The 25,516-nt window shown below is 62.3% G+C and carries 21 protein-coding genes and 2 pseudogenes; 7 read left to right on the plus strand and 16 right to left on the minus strand.

Annotated features, from left to right (window positions below; genetic code table 11):
* The first annotated feature begins 121 nt into the window (after window positions 1-121).
* A complete protein-coding gene (locus BWQ93_RS14850) occupies window positions 122-1,192 on the plus strand; it encodes a sensor histidine kinase (protein ID WP_077031230.1) in 1,071 nt (356 codons plus the stop codon).
* 18 nt (window positions 1,193-1,210) lie between these two features.
* Here the strand turns inward: BWQ93_RS14850 and BWQ93_RS14855 are convergent, their stop codons facing one another.
* The 8 genes and pseudogenes from BWQ93_RS14855 to epsC all read right to left on the minus strand — a co-directional run bounded on the left by BWQ93_RS14855 (window position 1,211) and on the right by epsC (window position 9,332).
* Window positions 1,211-1,606 carry a response regulator gene (locus BWQ93_RS14855; protein WP_077031231.1) on the minus strand — a complete coding sequence of 132 codons (396 nt, stop codon included), beginning with the start codon at window positions 1,604-1,606 and terminating at the stop codon, window positions 1,211-1,213.
* Entirely contained in the window at window positions 1,573-1,962 is a 390-nt protein-coding gene (locus tag BWQ93_RS14860; RefSeq protein ID WP_077031232.1) for a response regulator, read from the minus strand. Before BWQ93_RS14860 ends, BWQ93_RS14855 begins: the two co-directional genes overlap by 34 nt.
* A gap of 612 nt (window positions 1,963-2,574) precedes the next feature.
* Window positions 2,575-3,471, minus strand: a complete 897-nt coding sequence (locus tag BWQ93_RS14870) for a nucleotidyl transferase AbiEii/AbiGii toxin family protein (protein WP_077031234.1) — start codon at window positions 3,469-3,471, stop codon at window positions 2,575-2,577.
* Window positions 3,464-4,384 (minus strand): hypothetical protein, encoded by a 921-nt coding sequence (locus BWQ93_RS14875; protein WP_077031235.1) that lies wholly within the window; start codon window positions 4,382-4,384, stop codon window positions 3,464-3,466. Before BWQ93_RS14875 ends, BWQ93_RS14870 begins: the two co-directional genes overlap by 8 nt.
* Window positions 4,385-4,685: 301 nt before the next feature.
* Window positions 4,686-5,693 (minus strand): isopenicillin N synthase family dioxygenase, encoded by a 1,008-nt coding sequence (locus BWQ93_RS14880; protein ID WP_077031236.1) that lies wholly within the window; start codon window positions 5,691-5,693, stop codon window positions 4,686-4,688.
* Between the two features lie 47 nt (window positions 5,694-5,740).
* Window positions 5,741-7,066, minus strand: coding sequence for a dicarboxylate/amino acid:cation symporter (locus tag BWQ93_RS14885; protein WP_232314618.1), 1,326 nt, complete (start codon window positions 7,064-7,066; stop codon window positions 5,741-5,743).
* Window positions 7,063-8,285, minus strand: a pseudogene (locus BWQ93_RS21510) (dipeptidase). The gene BWQ93_RS14885 and the pseudogene BWQ93_RS21510 overlap by 4 nt, the downstream one beginning before the upstream one ends.
* A gap of 114 nt (window positions 8,286-8,399) precedes the next feature.
* Window positions 8,400-9,332, minus strand: coding sequence for a serine O-acetyltransferase EpsC (gene epsC, locus BWQ93_RS14895; RefSeq protein WP_083720929.1), 933 nt, complete (start codon window positions 9,330-9,332; stop codon window positions 8,400-8,402).
* A gap of 357 nt (window positions 9,333-9,689) precedes the next feature.
* Here epsC and BWQ93_RS21400 point away from each other — a divergent pair.
* The 3 genes and pseudogenes from BWQ93_RS21400 to BWQ93_RS14905 form a co-directional block, all read left to right on the plus strand.
* Window positions 9,690-9,965: pseudogene (locus BWQ93_RS21400) on the plus strand (recombinase family protein); the annotation flags it as partial.
* A gap of 75 nt (window positions 9,966-10,040) precedes the next feature.
* Window positions 10,041-10,823: a zinc ribbon domain-containing protein gene (locus BWQ93_RS14900; protein ID WP_257787766.1), complete on the plus strand. Its 783-nt coding sequence runs from the start codon at window positions 10,041-10,043 to the stop codon at window positions 10,821-10,823.
* Between the two features lie 128 nt (window positions 10,824-10,951).
* Entirely contained in the window at window positions 10,952-12,289 is a 1,338-nt protein-coding gene (locus BWQ93_RS14905; RefSeq protein WP_053555637.1) for a tyrosine-type recombinase/integrase, read from the plus strand.
* An 82-nt stretch (window positions 12,290-12,371) separates the two neighbouring features.
* Here the strand turns inward: BWQ93_RS14905 and BWQ93_RS14910 are convergent, their stop codons facing one another.
* The gene (locus BWQ93_RS14910; RefSeq protein ID WP_077031238.1) at window positions 12,372-13,127 is read right to left on the minus strand and encodes an AraC family transcriptional regulator; all 756 of its coding nucleotides are present in this window, start codon (window positions 13,125-13,127) and stop codon (window positions 12,372-12,374) included.
* A gap of 91 nt (window positions 13,128-13,218) precedes the next feature.
* Between BWQ93_RS14910 and BWQ93_RS14915 the strand changes: the two genes are divergently transcribed.
* The 3 genes from BWQ93_RS14915 (at window position 13,219) to hutC (ending at window position 15,793) form a co-directional block, all read left to right on the plus strand.
* Window positions 13,219-13,947 carry a class I SAM-dependent methyltransferase gene (locus tag BWQ93_RS14915; protein WP_156878254.1) on the plus strand — a complete coding sequence of 243 codons (729 nt, stop codon included), beginning with the start codon at window positions 13,219-13,221 and terminating at the stop codon, window positions 13,945-13,947.
* A gap of 1 nt (window position 13,948) precedes the next feature.
* Window positions 13,949-14,803: an alpha/beta fold hydrolase gene (locus BWQ93_RS14920; RefSeq protein ID WP_083720930.1), complete on the plus strand. Its 855-nt coding sequence runs from the start codon at window positions 13,949-13,951 to the stop codon at window positions 14,801-14,803.
* 174 nt (window positions 14,804-14,977) lie between these two features.
* Window positions 14,978-15,793 (plus strand): histidine utilization repressor, encoded by an 816-nt coding sequence (hutC, locus tag BWQ93_RS14925; RefSeq protein WP_232314619.1) that lies wholly within the window; start codon window positions 14,978-14,980, stop codon window positions 15,791-15,793.
* 4 nt (window positions 15,794-15,797) lie between these two features.
* Here hutC and BWQ93_RS14930 read toward each other — a convergent pair whose 3' ends face one another.
* The 7 genes from BWQ93_RS14930 to BWQ93_RS14960 form a co-directional block, all read right to left on the minus strand.
* Complete coding sequence (locus BWQ93_RS14930) at window positions 15,798-16,532, minus strand: PepSY domain-containing protein (RefSeq protein ID WP_077031240.1); 735 nt, start codon at window positions 16,530-16,532, stop codon at window positions 15,798-15,800.
* Window positions 16,529-17,233 carry a PepSY domain-containing protein gene (locus BWQ93_RS14935; protein WP_077031241.1) on the minus strand — a complete coding sequence of 235 codons (705 nt, stop codon included), beginning with the start codon at window positions 17,231-17,233 and terminating at the stop codon, window positions 16,529-16,531. The genes BWQ93_RS14930 and BWQ93_RS14935 overlap by 4 nt, the downstream gene beginning before the upstream one ends.
* An 11-nt stretch (window positions 17,234-17,244) precedes the next feature.
* Window positions 17,245-19,950 carry a TonB-dependent receptor domain-containing protein gene (locus BWQ93_RS14940; RefSeq protein WP_077031242.1) on the minus strand — a complete coding sequence of 902 codons (2,706 nt, stop codon included), beginning with the start codon at window positions 19,948-19,950 and terminating at the stop codon, window positions 17,245-17,247.
* Between the two features lie 285 nt (window positions 19,951-20,235).
* Complete coding sequence (locus BWQ93_RS14945; RefSeq protein WP_011542694.1) at window positions 20,236-20,988, minus strand: amino acid ABC transporter ATP-binding protein; 753 nt, start codon at window positions 20,986-20,988, stop codon at window positions 20,236-20,238.
* Window positions 20,985-22,232, minus strand: coding sequence for a cystathionine beta-lyase (gene metC / locus BWQ93_RS14950; RefSeq protein WP_062767673.1), 1,248 nt, complete (start codon window positions 22,230-22,232; stop codon window positions 20,985-20,987). Before metC ends, BWQ93_RS14945 begins: the two co-directional genes overlap by 4 nt.
* On the minus strand, window positions 22,222-24,414 hold the full coding sequence (locus BWQ93_RS14955; protein ID WP_077031243.1) for an ABC transporter permease subunit: 2,193 nt from the start codon (window positions 24,412-24,414) through the stop codon (window positions 22,222-22,224). The genes metC and BWQ93_RS14955 overlap by 11 nt, the downstream gene beginning before the upstream one ends.
* Window positions 24,411-25,481 (minus strand): amino acid ABC transporter substrate-binding protein, encoded by a 1,071-nt coding sequence (locus tag BWQ93_RS14960; RefSeq protein WP_120694176.1) that lies wholly within the window; start codon window positions 25,479-25,481, stop codon window positions 24,411-24,413. Before BWQ93_RS14960 ends, BWQ93_RS14955 begins: the two co-directional genes overlap by 4 nt.
* Between the last annotated feature and the right edge of the window lie 35 nt (window positions 25,482-25,516).

Genomic DNA, 25,516 nt, shown 5'->3' on the forward strand with positions numbered 1-25,516 from the left:
CGGCGGCATGCTATGACAGCTTTCCGGGGCAGTCGTTTGCAAGATCGATCGAGGACCCCCGCGCTATGGTTGCCGACAAGGCCGCGTCCTGCGGTCCGGGCGGACCGGGAAGGCGCGCCGCATGGCTGCCGATCAACCTTCGATCAATCTGGGCCGCACGCTGGGGCTCGCGGTGGTGCTCGCCTCCGACGCGCCGCTGTTGCTGCTCGACGAAAATCTGGCGGTCGTCGCGGCGAGCGACAGCTTCTGTGCCGCGTTCGGTATCGATCCCGAAACCGTCACCGGGCAGACAATCTATGACCTCGACGATCATCATTGGGATCTGCCGCGGCTCCACTCGCTGATCGACGCGACGCTGTCGGGCGCGGCGGAGGTCGAGGCGTATGAGATGGAGATCGAGACCAGCGCCGCCGGCGTGCGATGTGTCGTGATCAAGGCGCAGCGGCTCGACTATGGCGACATCCATCACACGCGGATGCTAGTCACTGTGATCGACGTGACCGAAGTGCGAGCGAGCGAGAAGCGGCAGAAATCGTTGGTCCACGACAATGCCGCCCTTCTCCACGAGATGCAGCACCGCGTCGCCAACAGCCTGCAGATCATCGCGAGCATCCTGATGCAGAGCGCGCGCAAAGTACAGTCGACCGAGGCGCGCGGCCATTTGAGCGATGCGCACCAGCGCGTGATGTCGATCGCGACGCTGCAACGTCACCTCGCCGAATCCGACGCCGGTTCGGTTGAACTCGAGCCCTATCTGGCACAGCTATGCGCCAGCATCGGGGCGTCGATGATCTATGACCGCGATCAGCTGACGCTGACAACACGGGTCGATCCGGTGTCGATCGGCGGCGATATTTCGGTCAGCATGGGGCTGGTCGTCACCGAACTGGTAATCAACGCGCTCAAGCATGCCTTTCCGGACGGGCGTCCCGGCCATGTCGTCGTGGGTTATGCCGCGGAGGGCGAGGACTGGACGCTGTCGGTGTCTGACGACGGCGTTGGCATGAACGAAGATGCAGGTCGATCGCAGGCCGGGCTCGGCACGCGCATCGTGCAGGCGCTCGCCAAACAGCTGGGGGCCGAGATATCGATCGCGGACGCCGGGCCTGGAACACGCGTCTCGCTTACCCGCACCGTGCAGATCGCGCGGCAGGTTGCAGCGAATGACGAGGCGGAGATCGCGGCCGTTTGACGCGAAACGCGCAGGCGCCTAGCGTCTCGTTGCAGCCAGGAGGCGCTTGATGTGCGCTGCCACACTTTCCGGATCATAGGGCCTTTGGAGATGTGGACCTTCATCGCATAAATGGCCTGCAGCCTTCGCGGCTGAATCAACGTTGCCTGCGAGGACAATCTTGACGTCGGGATGATGGTCCCTGACCCAGATCCGCAACTCGAACGCATTGTATGTTCCCGACAGCTCTGCGTCGGCCAGCAATGCGTCTATCTGAACTGCGCCTTCTTCGAGCGCGATTATTACCTCGTCGGAGGTCGCGGCCTCGAAAACCTTGTAACCGCAGTGCCGAAGATATTCCGCGAGCGCGTTGCGGATCAGCACGTCAGCGTCGGCGACGATCAGGCACTGTGGGCTTGGGAGCTCTTCTGCCATGGGTCTCCAATCAGCCGTTCGATCGTTTCAGCGAGCGCGGCAATGCTGTAGGGTTTTGCAAGAAATTCGTCTGCGGGAAAGGCTTCGGATTTGTACAGGTGCGCCGAGCAGACGATGACGGGGCGCCCTGGCGCCAGCGATTTCGAACGCTGCGTCAGTTCCATTCCGTCGACGTCACCGGGCATGCGGACATCTGTGACGATGAGGTCGACCACCTGCATGGAATTCAGGATGTGTAGCCCCTCATCGCCGTCCGCTGCTTCCAGAACTTGATATCCAATGTCTCGGAGCGAGTCGGCGAGTATGAACCTGATCAAGATCTCGTCCTCGACGACGAGTACCGTCTGTGCGTCCAATTTCGGTCCTTACCACAACGCGGACTCAGCGACCCCGATTGAACCCGCACCCCGTCACGCCGTGGAGAAAAATAAACGTCTGCCGACGAGTGTAGGTTCCGGCCTGTTCCGCTTCGTGAGACCGACCCATTCCTCCACTGAAACCTGGCCGATTTCAGACGGTCCGCTCCCAGGTACAAATCGTGAGAAGCGGCATTGGGACACGCGTCGCTGCCCGGCGACAGCTCTCGATCGTGGATGACTTTAAACTCGATGCGATGGTCACCCCAAAATCAGTCCTTTCTCAAACGAGCGTGCCGGATGTCTAATTGCAGAGAGAGACGCCCCTCGAAGAGCGGCGGAGTAATTTTCCGCAGCGTGCGACACCCGTCAGGGCCGCGATCCCATTCGAATCGCTCGTCGCGATCGCGATCGGCTCCGCCTGCTCATTGACGCGTGCGTTCGATTTCTTCCGCCAGCCGGTGGATGGCGCCTTTAGCCCAAATCGCGACCCTCGCGTCGCTGTCACTTTCCAGCTGATCTAGGAGAGGCATCTTGCCCGCGAGTATTCGTGCCGGCCCGACTTCGAGCTTTGATCTAGCCAGAGCGCACAAGCGCTCGCAGTTGCCCCGCTTAGTCGGCACTCCAAGGCAAGGACCGGTAAAATCCGTCGACGGTCGCAAAGCATTCGTCGAAATCGGGCAGTTCGCCGATTTCGATTGCGAGGGTATCCCATTCCTTGCGCGCGCGTTCCTTTATTTCGGTCCGCGAAAGCGCCTCCGAATCGGGTTCGATCGCCCGCGCCTTGCTCTTCTCGCAGAGCGTGTCCAGCAAGGTCTGTTTCTCCTCCTCGTCGAACGTGAAACAGGCCAGTAGCGAAGCGATGTCATATATGTCCTGTCGGCGATTACGATTGCGGACCTCCTGCTGGAGGAGCGCACGCAGCTTTTCGGCGATCAGATCGATGAGCGAATAGGCGCGGAAAGTCTCGCCGGTCTCGCCGAGCCAGACGAGCTGGATCGCGTTCACCGGTTCGCGAAAACTGATATCGACGTCGAGGATCGTCGGCGAGCGCCCCACGCGAAACTTCGCCTCTTGCGGAGCGCCGCGCCGCGCGTAACCGATCCGCAAGCTAAGCGCAGGTCCCCGGGCTTTCTCGAACATCTGTTCCGACGGCATGAAGCGCGAGCTTTGCACCGCGCACAGGAGGTCAGGATAGCCGAGGCGCGCGGCGGCGCGGGGGAGAGCTTCGCTGAGCGCGGCCTTCAGCGCGTCGACGGTTTCGCTCGTCGGATCGCTAATCGCGGTGAGATCGACATCGCCCGTCTGGCGCGGGCTCTCATAGACGACCCCCATCAGGATGCCGCCCTTGAGGAAGATTTCGTGCGCGAAGGGCGTCGTCATCCCGAGCGCGGCGAGGAATATCTCGGTGACCTGCCGTTCGAGATAGGCTTCGGGATCGGCTTTCGCCTTGTCGATCCATTGGTCGATGTCGACGGTACAGCTTTCGATTTCGACCGGGTCAGACATTGAGCGACAGCATCCACGTCTCCGAAAACTCGCTGGCGAAGGGTTCGCCGGCGACGAGCACGCGGCTCGACCCGCGCTGCGCAAGCGCCGACCACGCCGCGACCCGGGAATCTGTAACGCCCAAACGTTCGTCGAGGATATAGCCGGCGCGGACCTTGAGGATCGGCTTAGGCGCTCCGTCGATCGTCGTCAGGACATCGTCTAGATAGGTGCGGACATGCTCCGACCAGATGTCCAATATATGGGCCATGCCCCCACAGCGCGCAGGCTCGTCCAGCATATCGAGGAAGGTCTGGCCGATCGTCGCGATCCGCGCGAGGGTGCCCTTGATCGCAACATGCTTCCCCACATGCTTGGTCGAAAGTATCTCGAGGCGACGGCCGCGGACGCTCGCCGGATGGCGCACCGCCGTGGGCCGCTCGGCGGGACCATTGAACCGATCGAGATCATTGTCGAAGCGGATATTGCCGCTTGGCGCCTCGGCCTTGACGAGCTGCCGCTTCAGCGCGGCGGTGGGCTCGGTCAGAAACAGCGCTTCGGGGCGACGATTGGTGAGACCGTAGCGCTGCATCGCCGACATATGCGAAATATAGCAATAGGGATCGACCGAGCAGGCGATATCTTCGGCGGCGGCGTCGGACTTGCTCATCACACGGTAGAGCGGATGATAGTCATTATCGCTACGGATGATCCCCTCGGCCACGAGCAACGCGCGCGTACGGCGGAAAATATCGTGGTTCGGCTTGTCGCCGCGCAGATAACGCGCGTCGCCGTCCCTATAAATGCGTGTCAGGATAGCGAAAATCTCGTAGTTTGAGAGGACCGGCTTTTCCTGAGCGTCCAAACGACGCGCCAGCGATTCGGCAAGATTGGTCATCCGCTTGCGCAGCTGAAAGGGCCGGACCGCTTCCATTTTTACCTCCTACCCCATACCCTATGTCCTAAGGACATAGGGTATGGGGTAGGATATGAAAAGTCAAGTCTCCCGCCGAGCTTGACTTTCACTCAGTAGCGTTTATCCTATGTCCTTAGGACATAGGATAAACGCTACTGCTTCAAACCATGCTCACAGTGACCTGGAAGATCGACAGAAGGCCCTAATAGAAACCCATCGCGCCCACCTCGCCTAGCCAAGTTCGCACCCAGCTTTGGCCGGTTGCGGACTGTCGGCTTTTGGGTAGATCGAGGAAAAGGCGGACGTTGAGACAACAGTCCTATCGCGATGCAAGCGTGGTCCCTGCGAGTTCAGGAAATACCTTGCTGACCTTGCCGAGGAGGTACTCGCCATAGGTGCCGATTTCGGCGTGGAGATCGACATCGTCCCAGCGTGGTCCGTCTCCGCCCGTGACGCGGCCGTCGATCGGCAGCGGCTCGACCGGAGCGGTGAAATCGGGATCGAAGAAGAGCGGAAAAGAATAGCGCGAGACGCCCGAGCGATTGACGACGCGGTGCGGCGCCGAGCGAAAGCGTCCGCTTGTCAGCCGCTCGAACATGTCGCCGACATTGATGACGAGCGCGCCGTCGATCGGCGGGACATCGATCCAGCCATCGCGCGTGCGCACTTCGAGCCCGCCCTTGTCGTCCTGCGCGAGCAATGTGAGCAGGCCATAATCGCTATCCTCGCCGACGCCGAACGCGCCGCCGTCCTGCGAGGCGCCGACAGCCGGATAGTGAAAGACCCGGAACAGCAAAGTCGGATGACGCGTCAGGCCGTCCGCAAAATGATCGGCCTGAAGCCCGAGCGAAAGCGCCATCCCGCGCATCAGCGCTTCGCCCGCGCGCGTCGCGTCCGCGACATAGGCCTCGACCGCAGGGCGCAGGGCAGGCACGGCATCGGGCCAGAGATTGGCGCCGTGAAGCGGAAGACCGTCCCGGACGCGCGGATCATCCGGCCCTAGCTCCTCGCCAAGGTAGAGGCCCTCCTTGAGATCGGGGATGCCCGATGTGAGCTCGCCCGCAACCGGAAACCAGCCGCGCCAGGCGGTGCCGCCCTTGTCCATCGATATCCCCGCCTTTTCGGCCTCGGGGAGCGCGAAGAAGGCGCGGCTCGCATCGAGAAGATCAGGCAGAACCCCGGCGCCGATCCCGTGCCCGGCGGCATAGAAGAATCCGAACTCGCCTGCAGCAGCACCGATCTGCCGCGCGGTTTCGGCGACCGCCGCGGCATCCTTCATGCGAAGCAAAGGCGCGATGTCGATGACCGGGAGGCTAGCGCTGCTCATTCGTGCCAGCCTATCGCAAAAGCCCGGCAGTCGCCATCGCCTCGATGTCAGGCAAACGCCGGCGTCCTATCGTCTTGCTCGCGCTCGGACAGAAGTCCGGCGCGCTTGGCGACGATCGTCGGCACCAGCGCCTGTCCCGCGACATTGACCGCGGTCCGGCCCATGTCGAGGATCGGATCGATCGCCAGCAGCAGCCCGACGCCCTCGAGCGGAAGTCCGAGCGTCGAGAGCGTCAGTGTCAGCATGACGGTCGCGCCCGTGAGGCCGGCGGTCGCGGCCGACCCAAGCACCGATACAAGGACGATCAGCAGATAATCGTCGATGCCGAGAGCAATGCCGTAGAATTGCGCGACGAAGATCGCCGCGATCGCCGGATAAATGGCCGCGCAGCCGTCCATCTTCGTGGTCGCGCCGAGCGGCACCGCGAAGGCGGCATAGGCTGGCGGCACGCCGAGGCGGCGTTCGACCACCTCCTGCGTCACCGGCAAGGTCCCGATCGACGAACGCGACACGAAGCCCAGCTCGATCGCCGGCCAAGCGGCGCGGAAGAAGTGCAGCGGCGACACACCGTTCAATCGAAGAAGGACAGGATAGACGAGAGCGACGAGCAAAAGCAGACCGGCGTAGATCGCGATCGCGAACTGCCCGAGGGAGCCCAGAGCCTCCCACCCATAGCGGGCGATGGCATCGCCGATCAGCGCCGCCGTGCCGATCGGCGTCAGGCGGATCACCCAGAGCAGCAGCCGCTTGAAGATGGCGAGGAGCGACGCGTTGAACGCAAGAAAGCCCTCGCCCGCCGGCCCCACCCGCACTGCGGCGGTTCCGATCGCGATCGCGAGCACGATGATCTGCAGGACATTGAACGAGAGCGAGGTCGCGGGTACGCCATCGGCGATCTTCGTCGATGCCGAAAGTCCGAGGAAATTGCCCGGTACGAGACCTTTCAGGAAATCGAACCAGCTTCCCGTTGTCGTCGGCGCTGCGGCCGCGGTCGCATCGATGCCGGTCCTGAGCCCGGGTTCGAGCAGGATGCCGAGCGCGATGCCGATCAGCACCGCGATGAGCGCGGTGATGGCGAACCAGAGCAGGGTCTTCGCGACGAGGCGCGCGGCATTCTGCAAATCCTTGAGCGCGGCGATCGAGGCGACGATGGCGGCAAACACCAAGGGCGGGACGAGCGCGCGGAGCAATTGCACGAAGATCGAGCCGATCGTCTGCAGCGCTTCAGCCAGCGCGCTCGCCTCGCCCAGGCTTCGAGTCCAGAAGCCGAGGCCCACGCCGACGGCCAGACCGAGAAGGACCTGGACGCCGAACGAAGGCAGGCGAACCCTGGTTGCGCGCGCGGTGCCGTCAACCGATATGGGCTTCGTCACGGTTTGCGCCCCTCCTCAGCGGTACGAAGCACACGGAGGAAATTGCCGCCCCAGATCGCAGCGACCTGCTCCTCGCTATAGCCGCGGTGGAGCAGTTCGCGGGTGACGTTCGGCGCCTCGGCGGCGCTGTCGAAGCCGGTGACCCCGGCACCATGATCGAAGTCGGTGCCGATCCCGACATGCTGCCAGCCGATGCGCTTGGCGATATAGTCGATATGATCGACGAAATCGGAGAGACTCGCCTTCGAGCGCGCCGCCGATATCTCGTCGAGATAGGCCGTCCGCCGCGCTTCGGGCAGCGCCTCGCTGCCATCATAGGTCGAAGCATAGTCCGCCGCGAGACCGTAGCGCGCCCGGATCGCGGCAAAGCGCTCACGGCTCGCCGCATCGGGAAGCGTCAGATAGGAGGTGAAGGGCGTTACCTGCACCACGCCCCCATTGACCTTGATCGCATCGAGCTCGGCGTCGCTGAGGTTTCGGCCATTGTCGACGAGCGCGCGCGCCGCCGAATGGGTCGCCGCGACCGGCGCGCGGCTCAGCGCAATGGTCTGGAGGAGCGCATCGGTCGAAAGCTGCGATACATCGATCAGCACGCCGAGGTCGTTGAGCTTCGTCACCGCCTGCTTGCCGAGCGGCGACAATCCGCGATGCTCCGCAATTGGTTCGCCGGGCTGCGGACGCGAGCTGTCGGCAAAATCATTGTGCCCCGCATGATCGAAGGCGAAGACGCGCACGCCTTCGCCGTACAGGCGGTCGATCTGGCCGATATCTTGCCGATCGAGCGGGCATTCTGGAAGCCGATGACGACAGCCACCTTCCCGTCGCGGCTCAGCCGCTCGACATCCGCCGCGCTTAGCGCCAGCCCGATCCGCGCGGGATCAGATGCGGCAAAGGTCTTGATCCGTGCGAGCTTCTCGTCGGCCTCGCGCCGGGCCGCGGCAACGCCGGCGGCATCGCGCGGACCCGGTCCGACGGCGACGGCGAGGACGATCGCATCGACGCCGCCCTTCTCCAGGCGCGGCAGATCGACCCGCGAGTCCGTCCCGCTGAGATAATAGCGTTTCGGCGTCGAGGGCAGGAGCACGTCGGCATGGCTGTCGAGCACGAGAATACGCTCGTGAATCGCGGCGGCTTTGTCGGCACTCTCTTGACCATGGGCGATAGCAGGCAGCGCGAGAAGCACGCCGGCCAGCAGTGAGATTTTCCAATATCTAGGCATGTTCGGTTCCTTGGGGGAGCCGCTCCGGCCGCGGTCGGCAGGGAGGAGCTAGGATTATCATCCCGGCCGCTTCGCGCCTCCCGGAAGTGCCGGGCCGGACGCCGCGTGGACCGCCTACGCGCCGTTGATGCTGTTCTGCTCGCGCGCCTGGATGACGCGGCTGCCCGGCGGCACATCGTGCGTGAGCCAGACATTGCCGCCGATCTCCGACCCGGCACCGATCGTCACGCGTCCGAGGATCGTTGCGCCGGCGTAGATGACGACGTCGTCCTCGACGATCGGGTGGCGCGGGATGTTGCGGACCATCACCCCCGCCTCGTCGGCGGCAAAGCTCCGCGCACCCAGCGTGACGCCCTGATAGAGACGGACGTTGCGCCCGAGGATCGCGGTCTCGCCCATGACGACACCCGTGCCATGGTCGATGAAGAAGCTGTCCCCGATCTGCGCTCCGGGATGAATATCAATGCCGGTCTTGTCGTGTGCAACCTCGGCGATGATCCGCGCGACGAGCTTGGCGCCATCGATATGGAGCTGATGTGCGAGCCGGTGATGAATGATCGCGAGCATCGAGGGGTAGCAGATGAGCACCTCGTCGACGCTGCGCGCCGCGGGATCGCCGCGCCACGCCGCCTCGACGTCGGTATCGAGCAGGCGCCGCAGGGCCGGCAGACGCGCGGTGAAGCGACGGACGATCTCCTCGGCGCGGGCATCGACGGCATGGACCGTCTCGTCCGACATCGCATAGATGAGTTCGAGCCTGACCTGTCCATAGAGCCGCGCCAAGGTCGTCTGCAGCGTCTGCTCGACGAATATATGCTCGTTATGCGGCCGCACGAAATCCGGGCCAAGCCGCAGCGGATAGAGCGCACCGCAGAGCGCGCCGACGATCTTCGCGAGATCGCCGCGCGACGGAAAACCCTCGCTGCCATATTCGGCATCATGGCCGCGCGCGTCGCGCCATTCGCGGCGGATGTCCGCAAGCTCGGCCGCCACCGCGGCGACGCCATCGGTGAGGTCGCTCTGTCCGGCGTCGGCCGTCCCGATCACAGGCCAAGCCGCTGCCAGAACTCCTGCGCGCTGACGCGGCACTGCTCGCCGAGCGGCGGCGACCAGGATGGATGCGGAAGCGGCTGAGTTCCCGCCAAATGACGTGTGCGGGGCGATATCCGTCGGCGAACTCTCATCATCGTATCTCCTTCTCGGAAGCACGAATCCGTGGGCTCGCCCGGTCTTCGTGCGCTTTAGCCGTTGGTGACGCGGAGCAAGCTGACAGCCATCAAAAGCCGCGAGATCCGAAGATCTGCCAATCGGTTAGCCGAGCCGGGGTTTTCCGACCACATAGAAAAACTATCTTTGTCAATTAAATTGGTTGAGTAACCTTGAAGGCAGGCAACAGGAGAAACCGCCCGCATGATCTTCGATCTCTACTTGATCGGACCGGTCGGCACCCAACCGCTCGGTATCACCAAGATCTCCCAGTGGCTCAATAGCAATGGCTACAAGCTTCGCGGCAAGAAATTCCACGTCTCCAACGTGCAGGCGATCCTTCGCAACACTGCCTACATCGGCGTCGCTTTCTATAACAAACGCGACTCCAAGACCGGCGAGCAGCGACCTGAAGAAGAATGGATACCGATTCCGGTGCCGCCACTAATCGCCACCGAGGATTTCGAGGCGGTACAGGTTCGGCTCGTCGACCGCCGTCCGACCGCGCGCGCCGCGCGCGTCACAACGACAAACAATCTGCTGATCGGCATCACCATCTGCGGTTGCGGAGGCGACGGCTGTGGCGGCGGGATGACGACATCCACCGGGAAGAGTGGCCAGTATAAATATTATGCCTGTTCCAACCGTGCCCGGGCCGGACCCAGCATCTGTAATGGCCGGCGAATGCCTATGCACAAGCTCGACGAGATCGTGCTCAATGCTCTCGAAGAACGACTGCTCACTCCTGAGCGCCTTCACGATCTACTGTCGAGCTGGCTCGATCATGCCCTTCACGCCACAGAATCGCGACGTGAGAAATTGCGGCAACTCCGGACGCGCAAGACGTCTCTCGGCGCAGGACTCGAACGGCTACTCGACCTTGTGGCCGAGGGCCACCTTACCGCTTCCGATCCACGCTTTGCCAGGAAGCATGCCGATCAGAAAGCACAGCTCTCTCAAGTCGAGGCCGACATCGTGCTGCTCGAGCGGCAGTTGGCGAATTCCGAGAAGCGCATCACGCCGGAATTGATCGACCGATTCGCAAAGCTGATGCGCGAACGGCTCCGCGAAAGCGATCCAGCTCTCCGACAATATTATGTCCGCAGCATCGTGGGCCGCGTGGAAGTGGGCGACGCGGAAATACGGATCATGGGAACCACGAAAGCCCTCGAACACGCCATAGGGCGCGTCGGGGCAAAACCACATTTCCCAGTTCCCAACATCGAACGGGAATGGTGCACCCGAAGGGATTCGAACCCCTGGCCTCTGCCTTCGGAGGGGGTACTAGCATGTTTGCGCCAGCCTACGCCAGAGCAAGTTTTTCTAGCCTAAGCCACTATAATAAAACGCTATTCTTGATTTGTCGATCTGCGCTGCCGTAACCTTGAATTCGCCCTGATTTCCTTCCGCGTGCTTACGTGGTGCTTACGCGAAAACCGGGCCAAACGGGAGTAGGCTCGATGGTCAAACTGACCAAGCGCGTTGTCGATGCAGCTGTAGCAGAGACGAAAGATTATGTCCTCTGGGACGATGAACTAATTGGCTTCGGGCTCCGGATATTCCCCACCGGCAAGCGCAGCTACCTCATTCAGTATCGCGCCGGAGGCCGCTCGCGTCGTTACACGATCGGCATCCATGGAGTCTGGACTCCGGAAACTGCCAGGCGGGAGGCCAAGTCCCAGCTCGGTAGGGTTGCTCAAGGCGAGGACCCTGCCGAAGAACGGGCCGAACTCAACAAAGCGATGTCGATGAAGGAGCTATGCGAGCTCTACATGCAGGATCTCAGGGATGGACTCATTCTGGGCAAAGGGGGCCGCCCGAAGAAGCAATCGACCGTCGACATCGATCTGGGCCGGATCGAACGGCACGTCATCCCGCTCCTCGGATCCCGCCGGGTCAAAGACCTCACTAAGGCGATCCTCACGAAAGCCATGCGCGATATCATGGCGGGGAAGACCAAAGCCTTCATCAAGACCAAAAAGCTCCGCGGCCGCGCCAATGTGCGGGGCGGGCCAGGCACGGCGGCTCGGACGCTGGGGTTGATTGGCGGAATACTGACCTATGCCGTCGATCTCGGCATCATCGACAGCAATCCCGCGCATGGCATCAAGCGTCCCAAAGACAATGTCCGTTCGCGGCGTCTCAACGACGGCGAGTATCGAATTCTTGGCCGCATGCTCAAGGCCGCTGCGCAAATCGAGAAGTTCGGCCCGACGATCGATATCATCCGGCAAATCGCACTTACAGGTTGCCGACGCGGTGAGATTATCAATCTCAAATGGTGCGATGTCGATATCGACGGAAGTTGCCTTCGCCTCTCCGAGAGCAAGGAAGGAAAGTCGGTCCGCCCTGTCGGCTTGCCGGTTGTAGAGTTCCTCGAGCAGCATCAAGGCGAAGACAATGGCACATATGTGTTTCCTGGCCCGCGCGGTGAGGACACGGCATTTGGCGGCTTTCCAAACCATTGGGACGAGATATTCCTGGGCTCGCCCCTCGAAGGCGTCACTGCGCATGTTCTGCGCCACAGCTTCGCCAGCATCGGTAATGACCTGGGCTTCACCGAGGTCACCATCGCCGCCCTTATGGGTCATGCGAAGGGGTCGGTAACGAGCAAATATATCCATGTCCTGGACGCGGCGTTGATTATGGCAGCCGACACACTGGCCGGCTACATTGCCGCCCTGCTCGACGGAAGAATCTTCAAGCAGCGTGCGTATTCGCTCGATCGCGCATCGCGGAAGGCGGCTCTCTCCGAGTTTCTCGATCGACAGGAGGCACCAATTCGCAAGGCAGCCTAGCTGGGACAGGGTTACGGATTTTGGAGGGAAGCTTGAATTCAGATCGCAAGCCGCAGCTAGCGGCGCGCCGAAATTCGACCATCTACCTACGCTTGGACTGGCTTTGGAAATACTTCCCCGGGGTGACGCCGGTCGCCTGACGGAACATACGGATGAAATTGCTGGCCGAGCCAAATGACAAATCCAGGGCGATATTGGTTATGGGCTCTCCTTCAGCCAAGCGAACCAGGGCGGCCCGAAGTCGCGCCTGTCTTCTGTAATCTGTAAAAGTCATATTCGCTTCACGCTCGAATGCGCGAGCCAGGGTCCTGCTGCTCGCGCCCAATTCGCTCGCCCACTCCGACAATGGTTTGTCATTCCCCGGCTCCCGCGAGAGAGCGGTCTCGATTTTTCTGAGACGCGAGGACCGCAGTTGAGGGACGAATAGGGATGGCGCGATTTCGACGGACACTTCTTGAGAGAACAAGAGCGTCAAACTGACGCGCCGGGAGCGCGGCGCTGCCTTTTCGAGGGCAAAGATGCACTCGCGCAGGAGGCTACTCACCGCAACGACACCGGGAGCCTCGGGCAGCCGGCGGAGCACGCTGCCGCGACAGTAAACGCTGAGCATTTCGAAGCCAGCTGAAGTTTGCACCCGGTGATTTTCATTGGAAGGGAGCCAGCAGGCTTGCTGGGGCGGCACCACCCAGCATCCAGCCGCCGTTTCGAGGATCATCACACCGCGGCTAGGATAGATGAGCTGTGCGGCAGGGTGAACATGCCACGTGCCCCTGAACCCCGCCGGAAATACCGAACGGTCTACTGAGAGGGCATCGGCCCCGCCTTCGGCAATTGTCACAACATGTCCGATTCAGAATATTACTTGTCATGCTAGCATATATCCGACGTAACGCGGATTGCCTACCAGACGCCATCAGGTGGAGTTGCAGATGTCGTTGAAGATGGTCGAACAGCGAGAGCCGGAAGAAATGCCTCGCCCGCACGGAGAGTATCGCAAAGAATTCCTATCGCGCGTGCTCGCCTTCAAGCCGTCGTCGATACTGGATGTAGGGTGCGGCAATGGTGCTTCGCTGCAGCTATTCAGCGAAGCCGATGTCGCCCACTGCGTCGGCATAGACCCGGAGGAAGAGGCCGTAGAGGAAGGCCGCGCGCTAGGTCTGGAAATACACCTCGGCCGAGCAGAGGCACTTCCATTCCCGGATCAAAGCTTTGATGTGGTGACTTTGGAATACGCCGCGCATCATCTTGAAAACCTTCATAGGGGGCTTCAGGAGGCAATCCGGGTCGCACGTTTGGGTGTCGTGGTGCTGGATTGCTGGTACGATGCGGCCATTCCATCGCAGCTGGCAGCACAGCTATATGACGAATGGATAAAGGTAATAGACCGCCGGGCCGGTCTTGTGCACAATCCCTGCCCCCAGCCAGCTGATCTCGCCGCCACATTTCTGACCGCCGGCTTCAAGATCGACTATTCTTGTAGGCTTTTTCTCGTGCCCCTCTCCGTTTCCCAAATCGAATTATCGGCCAGACAGAGGCTTCACGAGATCCCGGAGCCTTGCGGATTGCGCGACGATCTGGAGAGGCTGCTTGATATAGCCCGATTAAATGGTCTTTCGGATGACGGTGCGATCATCCTCTCGGCAGCTCGTGGCGGTTAGCATGCGGACCGACATAATCGACATAACCTATTCCGGACCTGACGGCTGGCCGCTCTTTGCTGCGCTTGTAGATCCCTATCGCAGGCTGCCGACCGCCAACGTCGTTGTGCTCATGCATGGCGGCGGCCCTGATCACCAAAGTTTGATACCCTTGGCGCGCCAGCTGTGCGACCGGCATGCGGTACTGCTGCCCGATGTCCGTGGCTATGGCCGGTCCCTTTGCAGCGAGGAAGCGAAACACACCTGGGCGTCCTACGCAGCCGACGTGATCGCGCTTCTCGATCACCTGAAGGCAGATTCCGCCATTGTCGGCGGTGCGGGGCTCGGCGCCACGATCACTTTGCGAACCGCACTCGCCCATCGGGAGAGAGTGAGAGCGGCCATTTTGATCAGCGTTGAAGACATCGAAGACGACGAGGCCAAAGTAGCTGAAACGGCATTTATGAGAGAGTTCGCGGCGCGCGTCCGCGAGGAAGGGCTTTATGCGGCCTGGGCGCCAATACTGCCCAATTTGGCGCCAGTCATTCGCGAGATGGTTCACGACGCGATTCCGCGAAGCAATGCGGCCAGCATTGCGGCTGCCGCGGCAATAGGTGATGACCGCGCCTTCCGCGGCGTCAGCGAACTCGCAGCTATAGCAATGCCGACGCTGATCATTCCAGGAATGGACGAGAGGCATCCACAAGCGTTAGCGGAGCAGCTCGTTGACCTGCTGCCGCACGGCAAGCTGGCTGCGGCAGCAATGTCGGATGCGATCGTGACAGCCGAGGATTTCGCTCGATGCCTGGCGCCTGGCATCCGCGAATTCCTGAACGAGCTTCCTCCGCTGCCCACAGCATCAGCAGGCCCTGATTAACCGCCCAGCTTCACTCAAGGTAGCCGAGCTTTTGGCCGGCATGGGCAAGCCCAATAGTCATTTGGCGAGATGACTTGCGTCACAAATCGGTGGCATCAGGCACCAGTCGCCCCGATGCCGTAAATCGTTTCTTGCAGTCATATGACTTTGGAAGGAGCCTAACGGAAATTCACGTTGGAACGCTTGGAATCTGAATGGTTTCACCTGTATAGACGGGTGATGGATCTTATGCCTCGACTGAACTCGAACAGCGCCCAGCGGTCTGCCGACGGCGCTTCCCCGGATGCCCCACCGCGCTACGCAGCGATCAAGCAAAGCATCCATGATGCTATCCGCGAAGGCCGTTTGAAACCGGGAGACCGCGTGCCGTCGGAAGCCGATCTGGTCGGGCAATTCGACGTCTCGCGCATGACGGCGAACCGGGCGCTTCGCGAATTGCAATCGGCAGGTATCATCGTCCGCCGCGCGGGTAGTGGCTCGTTCATCGCCGAGCCAAAGCCGATCGGCCATATGATCGAGATCCGGAATATCGCCGAGGAAATTCGCGGACGCGGTCATGACTACCGGGCGAGAGTCATCCAGAATGTCGAGGAGAAGGCCAGCGCCGAAACCGCCGCGCTGCTGGAGGTGCCGGTGGGCACGAAAATCTTCCATTCGATCATCGTTCACCACGAGGCCGAGTTCCCGATCCAGCTCGAAGAGCGGTTCGTACTTGCGTCCGCCGCGCCGGATTATGGCACGCTAGATTTTACGCAGCTCACGCCCAACGAATATTTGACGCGCACCGCGCCGCTCGAGCGGGTCGAACACCGCGTCCGCGCGGAAATGCCCGACGCGCGCACGCGCGGCATGCTCGGTCTCAACGAGGGGGAACCGGTTCTGCGCATGACGCGGCGGACCTGGAGCAACGGTCGGCTGGTGTCGCACGCCTGGCTCTCCCATCCCGGCACGCGCTTCGAACTTTCCGCCGCCTTTTCGGTCGACGACTGACGCGTCAGGCCGTGCTGCGGGTAACGACGGGCTTGCGGCGACGGCGCAGCCAGCGAAAATCGGCGCGGCTGAAGCTCTTGAAGAGTAGATAGAAACCGGTCCCCGAAAGCCACAGCGCCCCGAAAGCGACGAAGATGATCAACGGGTGGTTGAAGCTCTTCCGGTTCACATAATCCATGTTGTGGAGCATCCAGAAGAAATCCCAGGTCCGCCAGGTATCGCCGCGCATCACGAGGAAGCGCGCCGTGTCGAGCGAGACATAGGCGCTGCTGTTCTCGGCGTCGGAAAAGTCGACGCGCCACATCGCACCTTCATGGTCGCGTGATTCCAGGTTTGGCTTGGCAATCACGCTCACCTTGCGGATTGGTGCCTCGTTCATCATCGTTGCGACTTCGCGGGCCATCCCCTCATCGACGCGGATATCCTCGCCGCTCGTAGCGTCGACCAGCCGCACGCCCTTGGCGGTGCGGAGTTCGTAGATCGGTCGGACGCCAAGATCGCGCAAAACCACCCCGGTGACGGGCTCACCGCGCGGCAAGCTGGCGATGTCGAAATACTCTCCGGCCGGCAAAGGGTGCGCATGCGACATCCCGCCGCCGTGTCCCCCGACCTTGTCCTTGTCGAGCAGCGCCATCACCGAGCCGCTGAGCGCCCAGAGCAGAAACTGGAGACCCAGGATCAGCCCCACCCATTTGTGGATGCGCCGGAAGAAGAGCGGCGTCAGTCGGATGCGTTTCATGCCTGCTTCCTCTTGCGGCGTTTGAAGGACCAGATCAGCAGCCACGCACCGGAAAGCGCCATCGCGAAGACGCTCCAGGTCGCGATGCGCAGCAACGGGTTGTTGACGTCGGTCCGCTCATCATAGTCCATGATGTGGAGCATCCACGCGAAATCGAAGACGCGCCACAATGCGTGGCGGCGCGAAATGAGCTCGCCGGTCGTCGGCGACAGGTAGAGCGTCGGGCGGTTCCAGCCTTCGAACTCGATCTGCCAATAGGGTGGCTTGCGCGCCTGCATTTCCTGAGGCGCCTCGGTCAAAAGTCGCACCGAGACGATCTCGCCGTCACCGGTGTAGATGCGCCGTGCCTGTTCGCGAACCTGGGACTCGGTCAGGGCAGGCAGCGGCGCACCCGAACGCGCGTCGAACAGGCGCGCGCCTTCAGGGGTCTCGGCGCGCCAGACCGGTTGGCCGAAAAAGCGCTGGAGACGGATTTCAGACACCCCCGGCGCGGCCGCGACGACCTTCGACGGCGCTGCGAGTCCGTCGAGGTCGAAGGGCTGGGCCACCGGGGAGCGCACCAGATGATCGCCGTGGATGGTGTCGATGTGAACGACCACCATGTAGAAGCCGGTCAACGTCCAGAGCAAAGCCTGGACGCCCACCACCAGCGCCAGCCATTTATGCGTTCGCCGGACGAGCAGCGGCCAACGGATCGCCATATCGATTACCCTCAGAACGCGGTGCGGAAGCCGACGTAGAAACGCCGTCCGAGCAGATCATAGGTCATCGTGTCGGTGTTCGCATCGGTGAAGCTCTGGATATAGGGGGCCTTGCGATCGAAGAGGTTGTCGACACCAAGCTGGAAGCGCGTCTTCTCGTCAATCTCATAGGCGACCTGAAGGTTGTGATAGAAGACATTCGGCGTGCTGTAGCCGATCTCTCCGGGAGCCGCATTAAAGTCGGTCGCCTTGCCGATCCACTGCGTCGACCAAGTCGCGCTGACACCATCTTTTTCAGCGGTCAGCACGCCATAGCCGCGCCATTTCGGATAGCCGCCATTGCCGCCGCCGATAAAGCCGTCGAAGTCGATCGGCGCGCCGCCGGGGAAAGGCAGGACCACATATTTGTTGAGATAGGTCACGTTGACGTCGAGCGAGACGTTCACGCTGCCGATGTCATTGTTGTAAACGAGACCCAGATCGAGGCCGTTCATTTCTTCGCGGCCCGTGTTGATCGGTTGCGCGGAGAGGAAGGTAACCTCGCCGGTCAACGGGCTGCGGGTAAAATCTTCGCAGAAGGGATGCGAAAGATTCTGGCTCGCATAACAAATGCTGAGCTTTGTCGAGCCCGGAATAGCACGGATCGCATCCTTGATCTTGATGTCGAACCAGTCGGCAGTGAGCGAGAGTCCCGGAACCAGTCCCTTCGGTGAAATCACCGTCCCGACGGTCCAGGTCGTCGAGCTTTCGGGTTTCAGATTCTCGTTGCCGCCGACCGTTGTCAGGATCGTTGTACCGAGCTGAACATAATTGGCCGGCACGCCCGACGCCTGACAATTGGCGATCAGTGTCGCATTGCCGCTGGTCGAATAGCGCGAGCAGGGGTCGGTGGTCGTCAGATTGCCCTCGGAGACGCCGCCGAACAATTCGGGGACGTTCGGAATGCGAAAGCCGGTGCCGTAGGTGCCGCGCAGGCGGAAGCTGTCATTGATGACCCAGTCGACGCTCCCCTTGTAGTTCCAGTCGCTGCCGAACAGGTCGTAGTTCGAGTAGCGAACCGCGCCGTCGAGGGTAAGCGACTGGAAGAAGGGTGTGTCGGCCAGAACGGGCACCGACAGTTCGAGATAGGCTTCCTTCGCCGTGCTCGTTCCGGAGATCGGATCCTGCTGGTTGGTGTTCGCGATACCGAGCACCGTCAGCGGATCGGGATCGCGCCAACCCTTTTCCTTGCGATAGACGACACCCGCCGCGAAGGAGACGGGGCCTGCGGGCAGCTTGAAGAGATCGCCGTTGATATCGGCGGTGACCGTCGCAAGCTCGTTGCCGCCGCGGTCGCGCGACGTGAACAGGATATAGTCGAGAACCTCCGGGGTCAGGTCGCCGAACCCGAGATAGTCGGCGCAGGGGATCGTGGCACCGGCAGCAAGACTGCACTTGGTCGTATCGAGGGAATTCGCCACTCGCTCGAGATTGGCGATGTTGGTCGAACCATCGACCGCGGTGTTGCGGCCGAAGGCGCCCGCGATTTCCCATCCCCAATCGTTCGAGAGCTTGCCGCGGAGGCCAAACGTACCCTGCCAGGTATCGGTTTCCTGGAAGAATTGGCGCGGGCCGGGCTCGGCGAGGCGGCGCTGGATGAGGACGATATTCTGCCCCGTCGGATTGGTGGGATTGCTCGCCGCGATCGAGAGGTTGCGCAGCGTTCCGGGCGTCGCGATCTGATTCGACTTGCGGAAGGTGTAAAGGAATTCGCCGAACGCCTCGATATTGTCAGTGATGTCATAGTCGGCGAAAAACGCCGTGCTCACGCGCTCGACCGGGCTCACCGCGTTGAGGAACGGGTTCGAGTTGAAGTTGTGCTTGGCAGCGCTGTACGGCTCGAAGAAGTTGCCGTTACCGCCCAGCACCTGATTGAAGTTGATCTGCTGGCCGTTCGGCAGCACCGCGCGGCCGCCGATCGTCGAGGCGCTGTTCACGCAGCTCAGCATGCCGGGCGTGGTTTCGGCAAGCGAGCAAGGCGCGCGCGTTGCCATATTGACCGCGCTCGTCTTCTGATAGGTGACCGCCGCCATGAAACCGCCGCGATCGTTGCGGACGCCCCACAGGAGGTCGGCGGTGAAGTCCGAGCCATCGCCCTTTTCGGTGATGCCTTGGCGCACGCTGAGGCCGAGACCTTCATAGTCGGTGCGCGTTACAAGGTTGACGACACCCGCCATCGCGTCGGCGCCATAGATTGCCGAGGCGCCGTCCTTGAGCACATCGGTGCGTGCGAGCGCCGCGACGGGAATCATGTTGAGGTCGGGCGAGGAGTTCGCCCCGGTGCCGCCCGCGACGAGGCGGCGGCCGTTGAGCAGGACGAGGGTGCGCTTGATGCCGAGACCGCGCAGGTTCACCTGCGCCGTGCCATATCCATTGTTCGCCCAATAGGCCGACGTCTGGTTGCCCGCGAAACCGGCGTTGGCCGGCAAGCGCTGCAGCACCGTCTCGATATTGACGACGCCGGTGTTCTCGATCTGCTCGGCCGACACGACGGTCGCCGGGCCGACGCCTGCGAGGTCCTGGCGGCGGATGCGCGAGCCGGTCACGACGATGTCCGATGCGTTCGGAGCATCCTCGGCGGCGGGTGACTGCGTCGCGGCACCGCTCTGCGCGAGCGCGGGTGTTGCAAAAGTGGCGACCGCTGCGGCGCTGGCGAGCAAAATTGTCCTGGTCATCATAGCGAAACCCCCTGATGGTTGGCTGATTCCCCTCAGAGAGCATCAAATGTATATACAGGTCAATAAGAATTTATTGAATCATATCAATTAGTTATGAAGGAAATTCCGGGCGCACGATACCTATTAGATACGCACGCCAAAGCTCTACCCCTCATCAATTTTGAAATTTTTTTTCCGGCCTGAGCCTTTTCGCGCAAGGAGCCGGCTGGCCCCTCCCTCGGCTTACTTATGAAATGACATGATTAAGTGGGTCGGCACAGCTTGGGGGCGACCGACTTGAGCCGCTCAATGCGAAAGTATCTGTTCGAGAAAGGTCCGTGCACGCTCGCTTTTCGGCGCGGCGAAAAAATCGGCCGGCCTTGCGTCTTCGATGATCTGGCCCTGATCCATGAAAAGAATGCGATCGGCCGCCTCGCGCGCGAATCCCATTTCGTGCGTCACGCACACCATCGTCCGTCCTTCGCCGGCAAGGGCCGTCATCACATCGAGTACCTCTTTGATCATCTCGGGATCGAGCGCCGATGTCGGCTCGTCGAAGAGAAGAATCCTGGGTTCCATCGCCAGAGCGCGAGCTATTGCGGCCCGCTGTTGCTGCCCTCCCGAGAGCTGCCCCGGATATTTGCCCGCCTGGTCGCCAATCCTCACCTTGTCCAAATAGGATATGGCGCGCGCCTCCGCCTCCGGAAGAGACAGGCCGCCGAGCAGGACGGGTGCGAGGGTGCAATTCTCGAGCACAGTCTTGTGCGGAAACAGATTGAACTGCTGAAAGACCATGCCGACGGCGCGGAGCGCCGCAACTGCCTCCCGCGACGCGTCGGTAATCTTGGCCCCCTCGATCAGGACGGCGCCGGAGTCGGGCACCTCGAGCCTGTTCATGCAGCGAATGAGCGTCGACTTGCCGGAGCCCGAAGGCCCGCAAATCACGATCCGCTCGCGCGGGGCGATTTCGAGGTCGATCGAGCGGAGCGCATGATAGGCGCCATAATATTTGTCGACCTGCCGCAAGCTGACGGCCGCGTGGCCCGAGGCGTCGGTCATGACGCCTGCCCCCGGCCGCGTAGCGCTCGTACCCGCGCGAAGGCTGCGGCGAGGTCGGCGATCAGATCCTGCGGCGCTTCGAGTCCGGCGTGAATGCGGATCAGCGCCCCATCTGCCTCGCCATTCGGAAAATCGCGGATCGGAGCGGGCCACGCCGGAACCGCGAGACTTTCGAAGCCGCCCCAGCTCGAACCCAGCTGGAATAACGAGAATTCGTTGAAAAAGGCGCTAGTTTCGGGCGGGGTAAGACCGTCGAGCTGAACACCGAACAATCCGGACGCACCGGTGAAATCCCGCTTCCAGATCGCATGGCCGGGGTCGGCGGGATGAGCCGGATAGCGGACCGCAACCACTTCGGGTTGCTGGGCGAACCATTCGATCAGCGTCGTTGCGGTGCGCTGGTGGCGTTCAAGGCGCGCATCGAGCGTCCTGATGCCCCGGTGGACCAGATAGCAATTGTCGGGACTCGCGCAGTTGCCCCAGCGCGCCGCCGCGTCCTTGAGCTGGCGGTAGACGGCATCACTGGCGGCCGTCATCGTGCCGAGCAGACAGTCGGAGTGCCCCGAGAGATATTTGGTTGCCGAAGCAAGCGAGATGTCGACCCCGTGGGCCAAGGGCTTGAAGAAAAGCGGCGTCGCCCAGGTGTTGTCGAGAGCGGTCAATATGCCCCGGCTGCGTGCAACGGCCGTGATCGCGGGGACGTCGATCATATCGAATGTCTGCGAGCCCGGGGTCTCCATATAGATGAGCCGGGTGTTGCTGCGGCACAGCCCGGCAATCTCCGCTCCGATATCGGGCCGGAAATATTCCACCTCGACCCCGAAACGCGCGAGAACGTCGGTCAGAAACTTGCGGGTCGGCCCATAGACGCAATCCGCAACGAGCAGATGATCGCCCCCGGCCACGAAAGCCGTGAGGGCCAGCGCGATCGCGCTGGTTCCGGACGAGGTGATGACGGTGTTGCAGCCGCCTTCAAGTTCGCTGACAGCCTCGGCGAGCGCAAAGGTCGTTCGCGTTCCGTACAGGCCATAGATGACCTCATCGTAGAGACCCTGGTGCCGGTCCATATAGGCCTCGACGCTGTCGTAGATAATGGTCGAGGCTCGATCGACGGGCGGATTGATGAGGCCCCGCTGATCGCGCGGGCGGGGACCGCCGTGCACGGCACGCGTCGGATCCTGCCAAGCGTGCCCTTTCGGGCTCGCCGGCTCCTCGAGCCATTTTCCGTCATGATTATCCTGCATAGTCTAGTTTCCGTTCGATCTTCATGCTGAGCCGGGACAGGGAGAAACAGAGGAGGAAGAAGATTGTCCCGGTGAAAAGATAGGCTTCGGCGAAATAGGGTCGCCATTGCGCCTCGACGTAGGAGAGGCGGGTCGTCTGCAACAAATCGAAGACGCCGACGATGAGGACGAGCGTCGTGTTCTTCACCTCGCTAATCGAAGTGTTGACCAGTCCGGGTACGCTGACTTTCAGCGCCTGCGGCAACAGGATATGGCGCCGCGCCTGCCATTTGGTGAGGCCGAGAGCGTGCGCGGCCTCGGCCTGCCCGACGGGAACCGCCAGCAGGCCGCCCCGGATGACCTCGGCCATATAGGCGGCAGTGAAGAATATGAGCGCGAGCTGGACGCGCGGCAGGCTGTCGATCGAGAGATAAGAGGGCACGAACAGCGGAAACAGGACCGCAGCGAGGAAGAGCACCCCGATCAGCGGCGTTCCGCGAACCAGCTCGATGAAGACGACGCTCGGCCAGCGAATGCCGCGCCGCGTCGACCTGCGGCCGAACGCGAGGAGTATGGCCAGCGGAAACGCGCCGACAACCGCGAGGCTCGCGAGCAGCAATGTGACCGGCAGGCCGCTCCACTTCTCCATCGGGACATAGGAAAGGCCCGCGAATCCTCCTCGTAGCAGAAGTACCGCCACCGCGATCGCGCCGAGCCAGGCTAGGCCGAGGCGGCTACGCCAAAATCGCGGGACGAAGGAGAACGCGAGGCAGGAAAGCAGCGCCGCCGCCGCCGCTGCGGACCGCCACTGCTCGGCTTCGGGATAGGTTCCGAACAATATAAGCCGCGCATTTTCGCGGAGGAATGGCCAGCAGGCACCGCTGGCCAAACGGCAATCGGCCGCGCCCCCGGCGAATGTCGCCTCAAACAGCAGCCACGAGAGTCCCTTGCCGACGAAAGCCGCGGTCATGGCGAGGATCGCGATGGTCAGTATCGACTGGCGTCCTCCTCTGAACAGATTGCGCCGCATCCACGACGGCCAGGCCGCCGCCGAGCGTAGCGGAAAGGGTTCGAGGGGCGCCGACTGGATGCTGCGGCCGGGCTGCCCGGCAACGGTCCAGCCCAACCGGCGGGCATAGCGGCCGGTAACGAACGCCAAGGACAGCGAGAGCAGGAGAAACGTCGCGACGATCAGACCGACGCCTTCGATCGCCTGACCTGTCTGGCTGATGACGGTATCGACCACCGAGACAAATTCGGGATATCCGATCGCGACGCCCAGGGAGCTGTTCTTGATCGTGTTGAGATGCCAGCTCGTCATCGGCGGTATGGCAATGCGCAGCGCTTGCGGGATCACGATCCGTCCCATCGTTTGCGCGGGCGACAGGCCGAGCGCTTTGGCGGCCTCGCTCTGCCCTGCTGGAACGGCGAGGATCGCGCCGCGGAATATCTCGGCCAGATAGGCCGAGGCATAGACCGAAAGGCTGGTGACCAGAGTCAGAAACTCCGTTGAGAAGGACAGTCCGCCGACGGTTCCGAAGCGCCCCGCCCGCGGCAGATCGATCCCGCCCCACAGCAAGAGCGGCACCAGGGAGATGCCGGCGAAGGCCAGCGCAGTGCGCGTGCGAACGGCTCCTCGCCGCACGGCACCCAGCAGGATCGCACAGGCGACGATCGCGATGAGCAAGACCGGCCGTCCCGGATCGGCCAAGGAGAGCGCGGGGAGGTGCAATCCCCGATTATCGAGGTCGAACGGTCCGACGGCGCCCGGGCCGGGTCCGGGCAGACCGAACAGCAGCGCGGCGTACCAGACGAACATCTGGAGCAGCAGGGGAATATTGCGAACCAGCTCGATATAAAGGCCGGAGAGCCTCGCAAGCAGCCAGTTGGACGACAGGCGCGCCATGCAGACCGCGAGGCCGAGCAAGGTCGAGAAGATGATGCCGAGCGCCGATATCAGGAGCGTGTTGAGAAGACCCACCGCCAGCGCCGCGGCATAGGAATCGCCAGGCGCGTAAGCAATCAGCGTTTCGCCAATCGCGAAGCCCGCCCGGTCGAACAGGAAACCGAACCCCGTCCGGATGTTTCGGTCCGCTAGATTGTCCGCCAATGTCGCAAACAGGCCGTAGGCGACCACAAGCCCGCCCGCGATCAGCAGCCAGGGCAACGCAGCGATGGCAAGCCGCCTGTGTTTATGGTTCATCGCATCGGCAACGGGTAGATCAGCCCGCCGTCCCGATAGAGCTTATTCTGTCCGCGTTCGACGCCGAGCGGCGTAATGTGCCGGTCGAAGATTTCGCCATAATTGCCGGTCGCCTCGATTGCCCGGTACGCCCAGTCATCGTCGAGGCCGAGCGACTTGCCGAATCCGGGCAAGCCGCCGAGCATCTTGCGCACTTCAGGGTCGCGCGAGGCCATACGCATGCGCGCGGCATTCGCGCGGGTGACCCCCATTTCCTCGGCAGCGAAGAGCGCGTTCAGCACCCATTTGTTGATCTCATACCATTGCTCGTCGTCGCTGCGCACGACTGGGCCGACCGGTTCTTTGGTGAGCCGCTCGGGCAGCACCACATAATCGTCGGGATGTGCGGTGTCGGCCAGGCGGATCACCGTCAGCGTGAAGGCATCGGTGGTCATTGCGTCGCACCGCCCGGCAAAGAAGGCGAGCTTGGCTTCCTCGGGATTCTCGAACACGACCGACAGGAAACGCAGCCCCTTGCGCTCGAAATATTCGGCGGTGTTGAGTTCGGAGGTCGTCCCCTTGGTGATGCAGATCGATGCGCCATCGAGATCCGTCGGAAGCCGCACGCCCGATCGCCGGGGCACCAAGAAGCTCTGCCCGTCATAATACATGGTGCCGACGAAATTCACCCCGAGGTCGGTGTCGCGCGTCAGCGTCCATGTGGTCGTCCGCGACAGGACGTCGGCCTCGCCCGTCTGCACGATCGTGAAGCGCTTGTTCGAGGCGACCGGCATGAACCGGACCTTGCGGGCATCGCCGAGGACCGCAGCGGCGAGCGCCCGGCAGTAATCGACGAAGAAGCCCTGCCAGCGTCCGCGCTTGTCGAGATAGGACATGCCGAGCTGCCCCGTATGAATTGCGCAATTGAGCGTTCCGCGCGCGCGAATCCGCGCAAGCGTCGACCCCTTCGCCGCGGCGATTTCATGCCCACCGGTGCCGGCGGGCTCGCGGCCGCAGCCGCCGAGTAACAGGGCGCCTGCGGCGAGCAGCGCCGGTAACCAGCGGCGCGATGCGTGCGACCTATTCATAAACGAGGCTTTCAATGCTAGCGCCATAAGAAATA

It is taken from the genome of Sphingopyxis sp. QXT-31 (assembly GCF_001984035.1).
Lineage (GTDB): Bacteria > Pseudomonadota > Alphaproteobacteria > Sphingomonadales > Sphingomonadaceae > Sphingopyxis.

Coding starts and splice junctions, on each gene's coding strand:
- BWQ93_RS14850 (WP_077031230.1), top strand. CDS start 122: ATGGCTGCCGATCAACCTTCGATCAATCTGGGCCGCACGCTGGGGCTC.
- BWQ93_RS14855 (WP_077031231.1), bottom strand. CDS start 1,606: ATGGCAGAAGAGCTCCCAAGCCCACAGTGCCTGATCGTCGCCGACGCT.
- BWQ93_RS14870 (WP_077031234.1), bottom strand. CDS start 3,471: ATGTCTGACCCGGTCGAAATCGAAAGCTGTACCGTCGACATCGACCAA.
- BWQ93_RS14875 (WP_077031235.1), bottom strand. CDS start 4,384: ATGGAAGCGGTCCGGCCCTTTCAGCTGCGCAAGCGGATGACCAATCTT.
- BWQ93_RS14880 (WP_077031236.1), bottom strand. CDS start 5,693: ATGAGCAGCGCTAGCCTCCCGGTCATCGACATCGCGCCTTTGCTTCGC.
- BWQ93_RS14905 (WP_053555637.1), top strand. CDS start 10,952: ATGGTCAAACTGACCAAGCGCGTTGTCGATGCAGCTGTAGCAGAGACG.
- BWQ93_RS14915 (WP_156878254.1), top strand. CDS start 13,219: ATGTCGTTGAAGATGGTCGAACAGCGAGAGCCGGAAGAAATGCCTCGC.
- BWQ93_RS14920 (WP_083720930.1), top strand. CDS start 13,949: ATGCGGACCGACATAATCGACATAACCTATTCCGGACCTGACGGCTGG.
- BWQ93_RS14930 (WP_077031240.1), bottom strand. CDS start 16,532: ATGAAACGCATCCGACTGACGCCGCTCTTCTTCCGGCGCATCCACAAA.
- BWQ93_RS14935 (WP_077031241.1), bottom strand. CDS start 17,233: ATGGCGATCCGTTGGCCGCTGCTCGTCCGGCGAACGCATAAATGGCTG.
- BWQ93_RS14940 (WP_077031242.1), bottom strand. CDS start 19,950: ATGATGACCAGGACAATTTTGCTCGCCAGCGCCGCAGCGGTCGCCACT.
- BWQ93_RS14945 (WP_011542694.1), bottom strand. CDS start 20,988: ATGACCGACGCCTCGGGCCACGCGGCCGTCAGCTTGCGGCAGGTCGAC.
- metC (WP_062767673.1), bottom strand. CDS start 22,232: ATGCAGGATAATCATGACGGAAAATGGCTCGAGGAGCCGGCGAGCCCG.
- BWQ93_RS14955 (WP_077031243.1), bottom strand. CDS start 24,414: ATGAACCATAAACACAGGCGGCTTGCCATCGCTGCGTTGCCCTGGCTG.
- BWQ93_RS14960 (WP_120694176.1), bottom strand. CDS start 25,481: ATGAATAGGTCGCACGCATCGCGCCGCTGGTTACCGGCGCTGCTCGCC.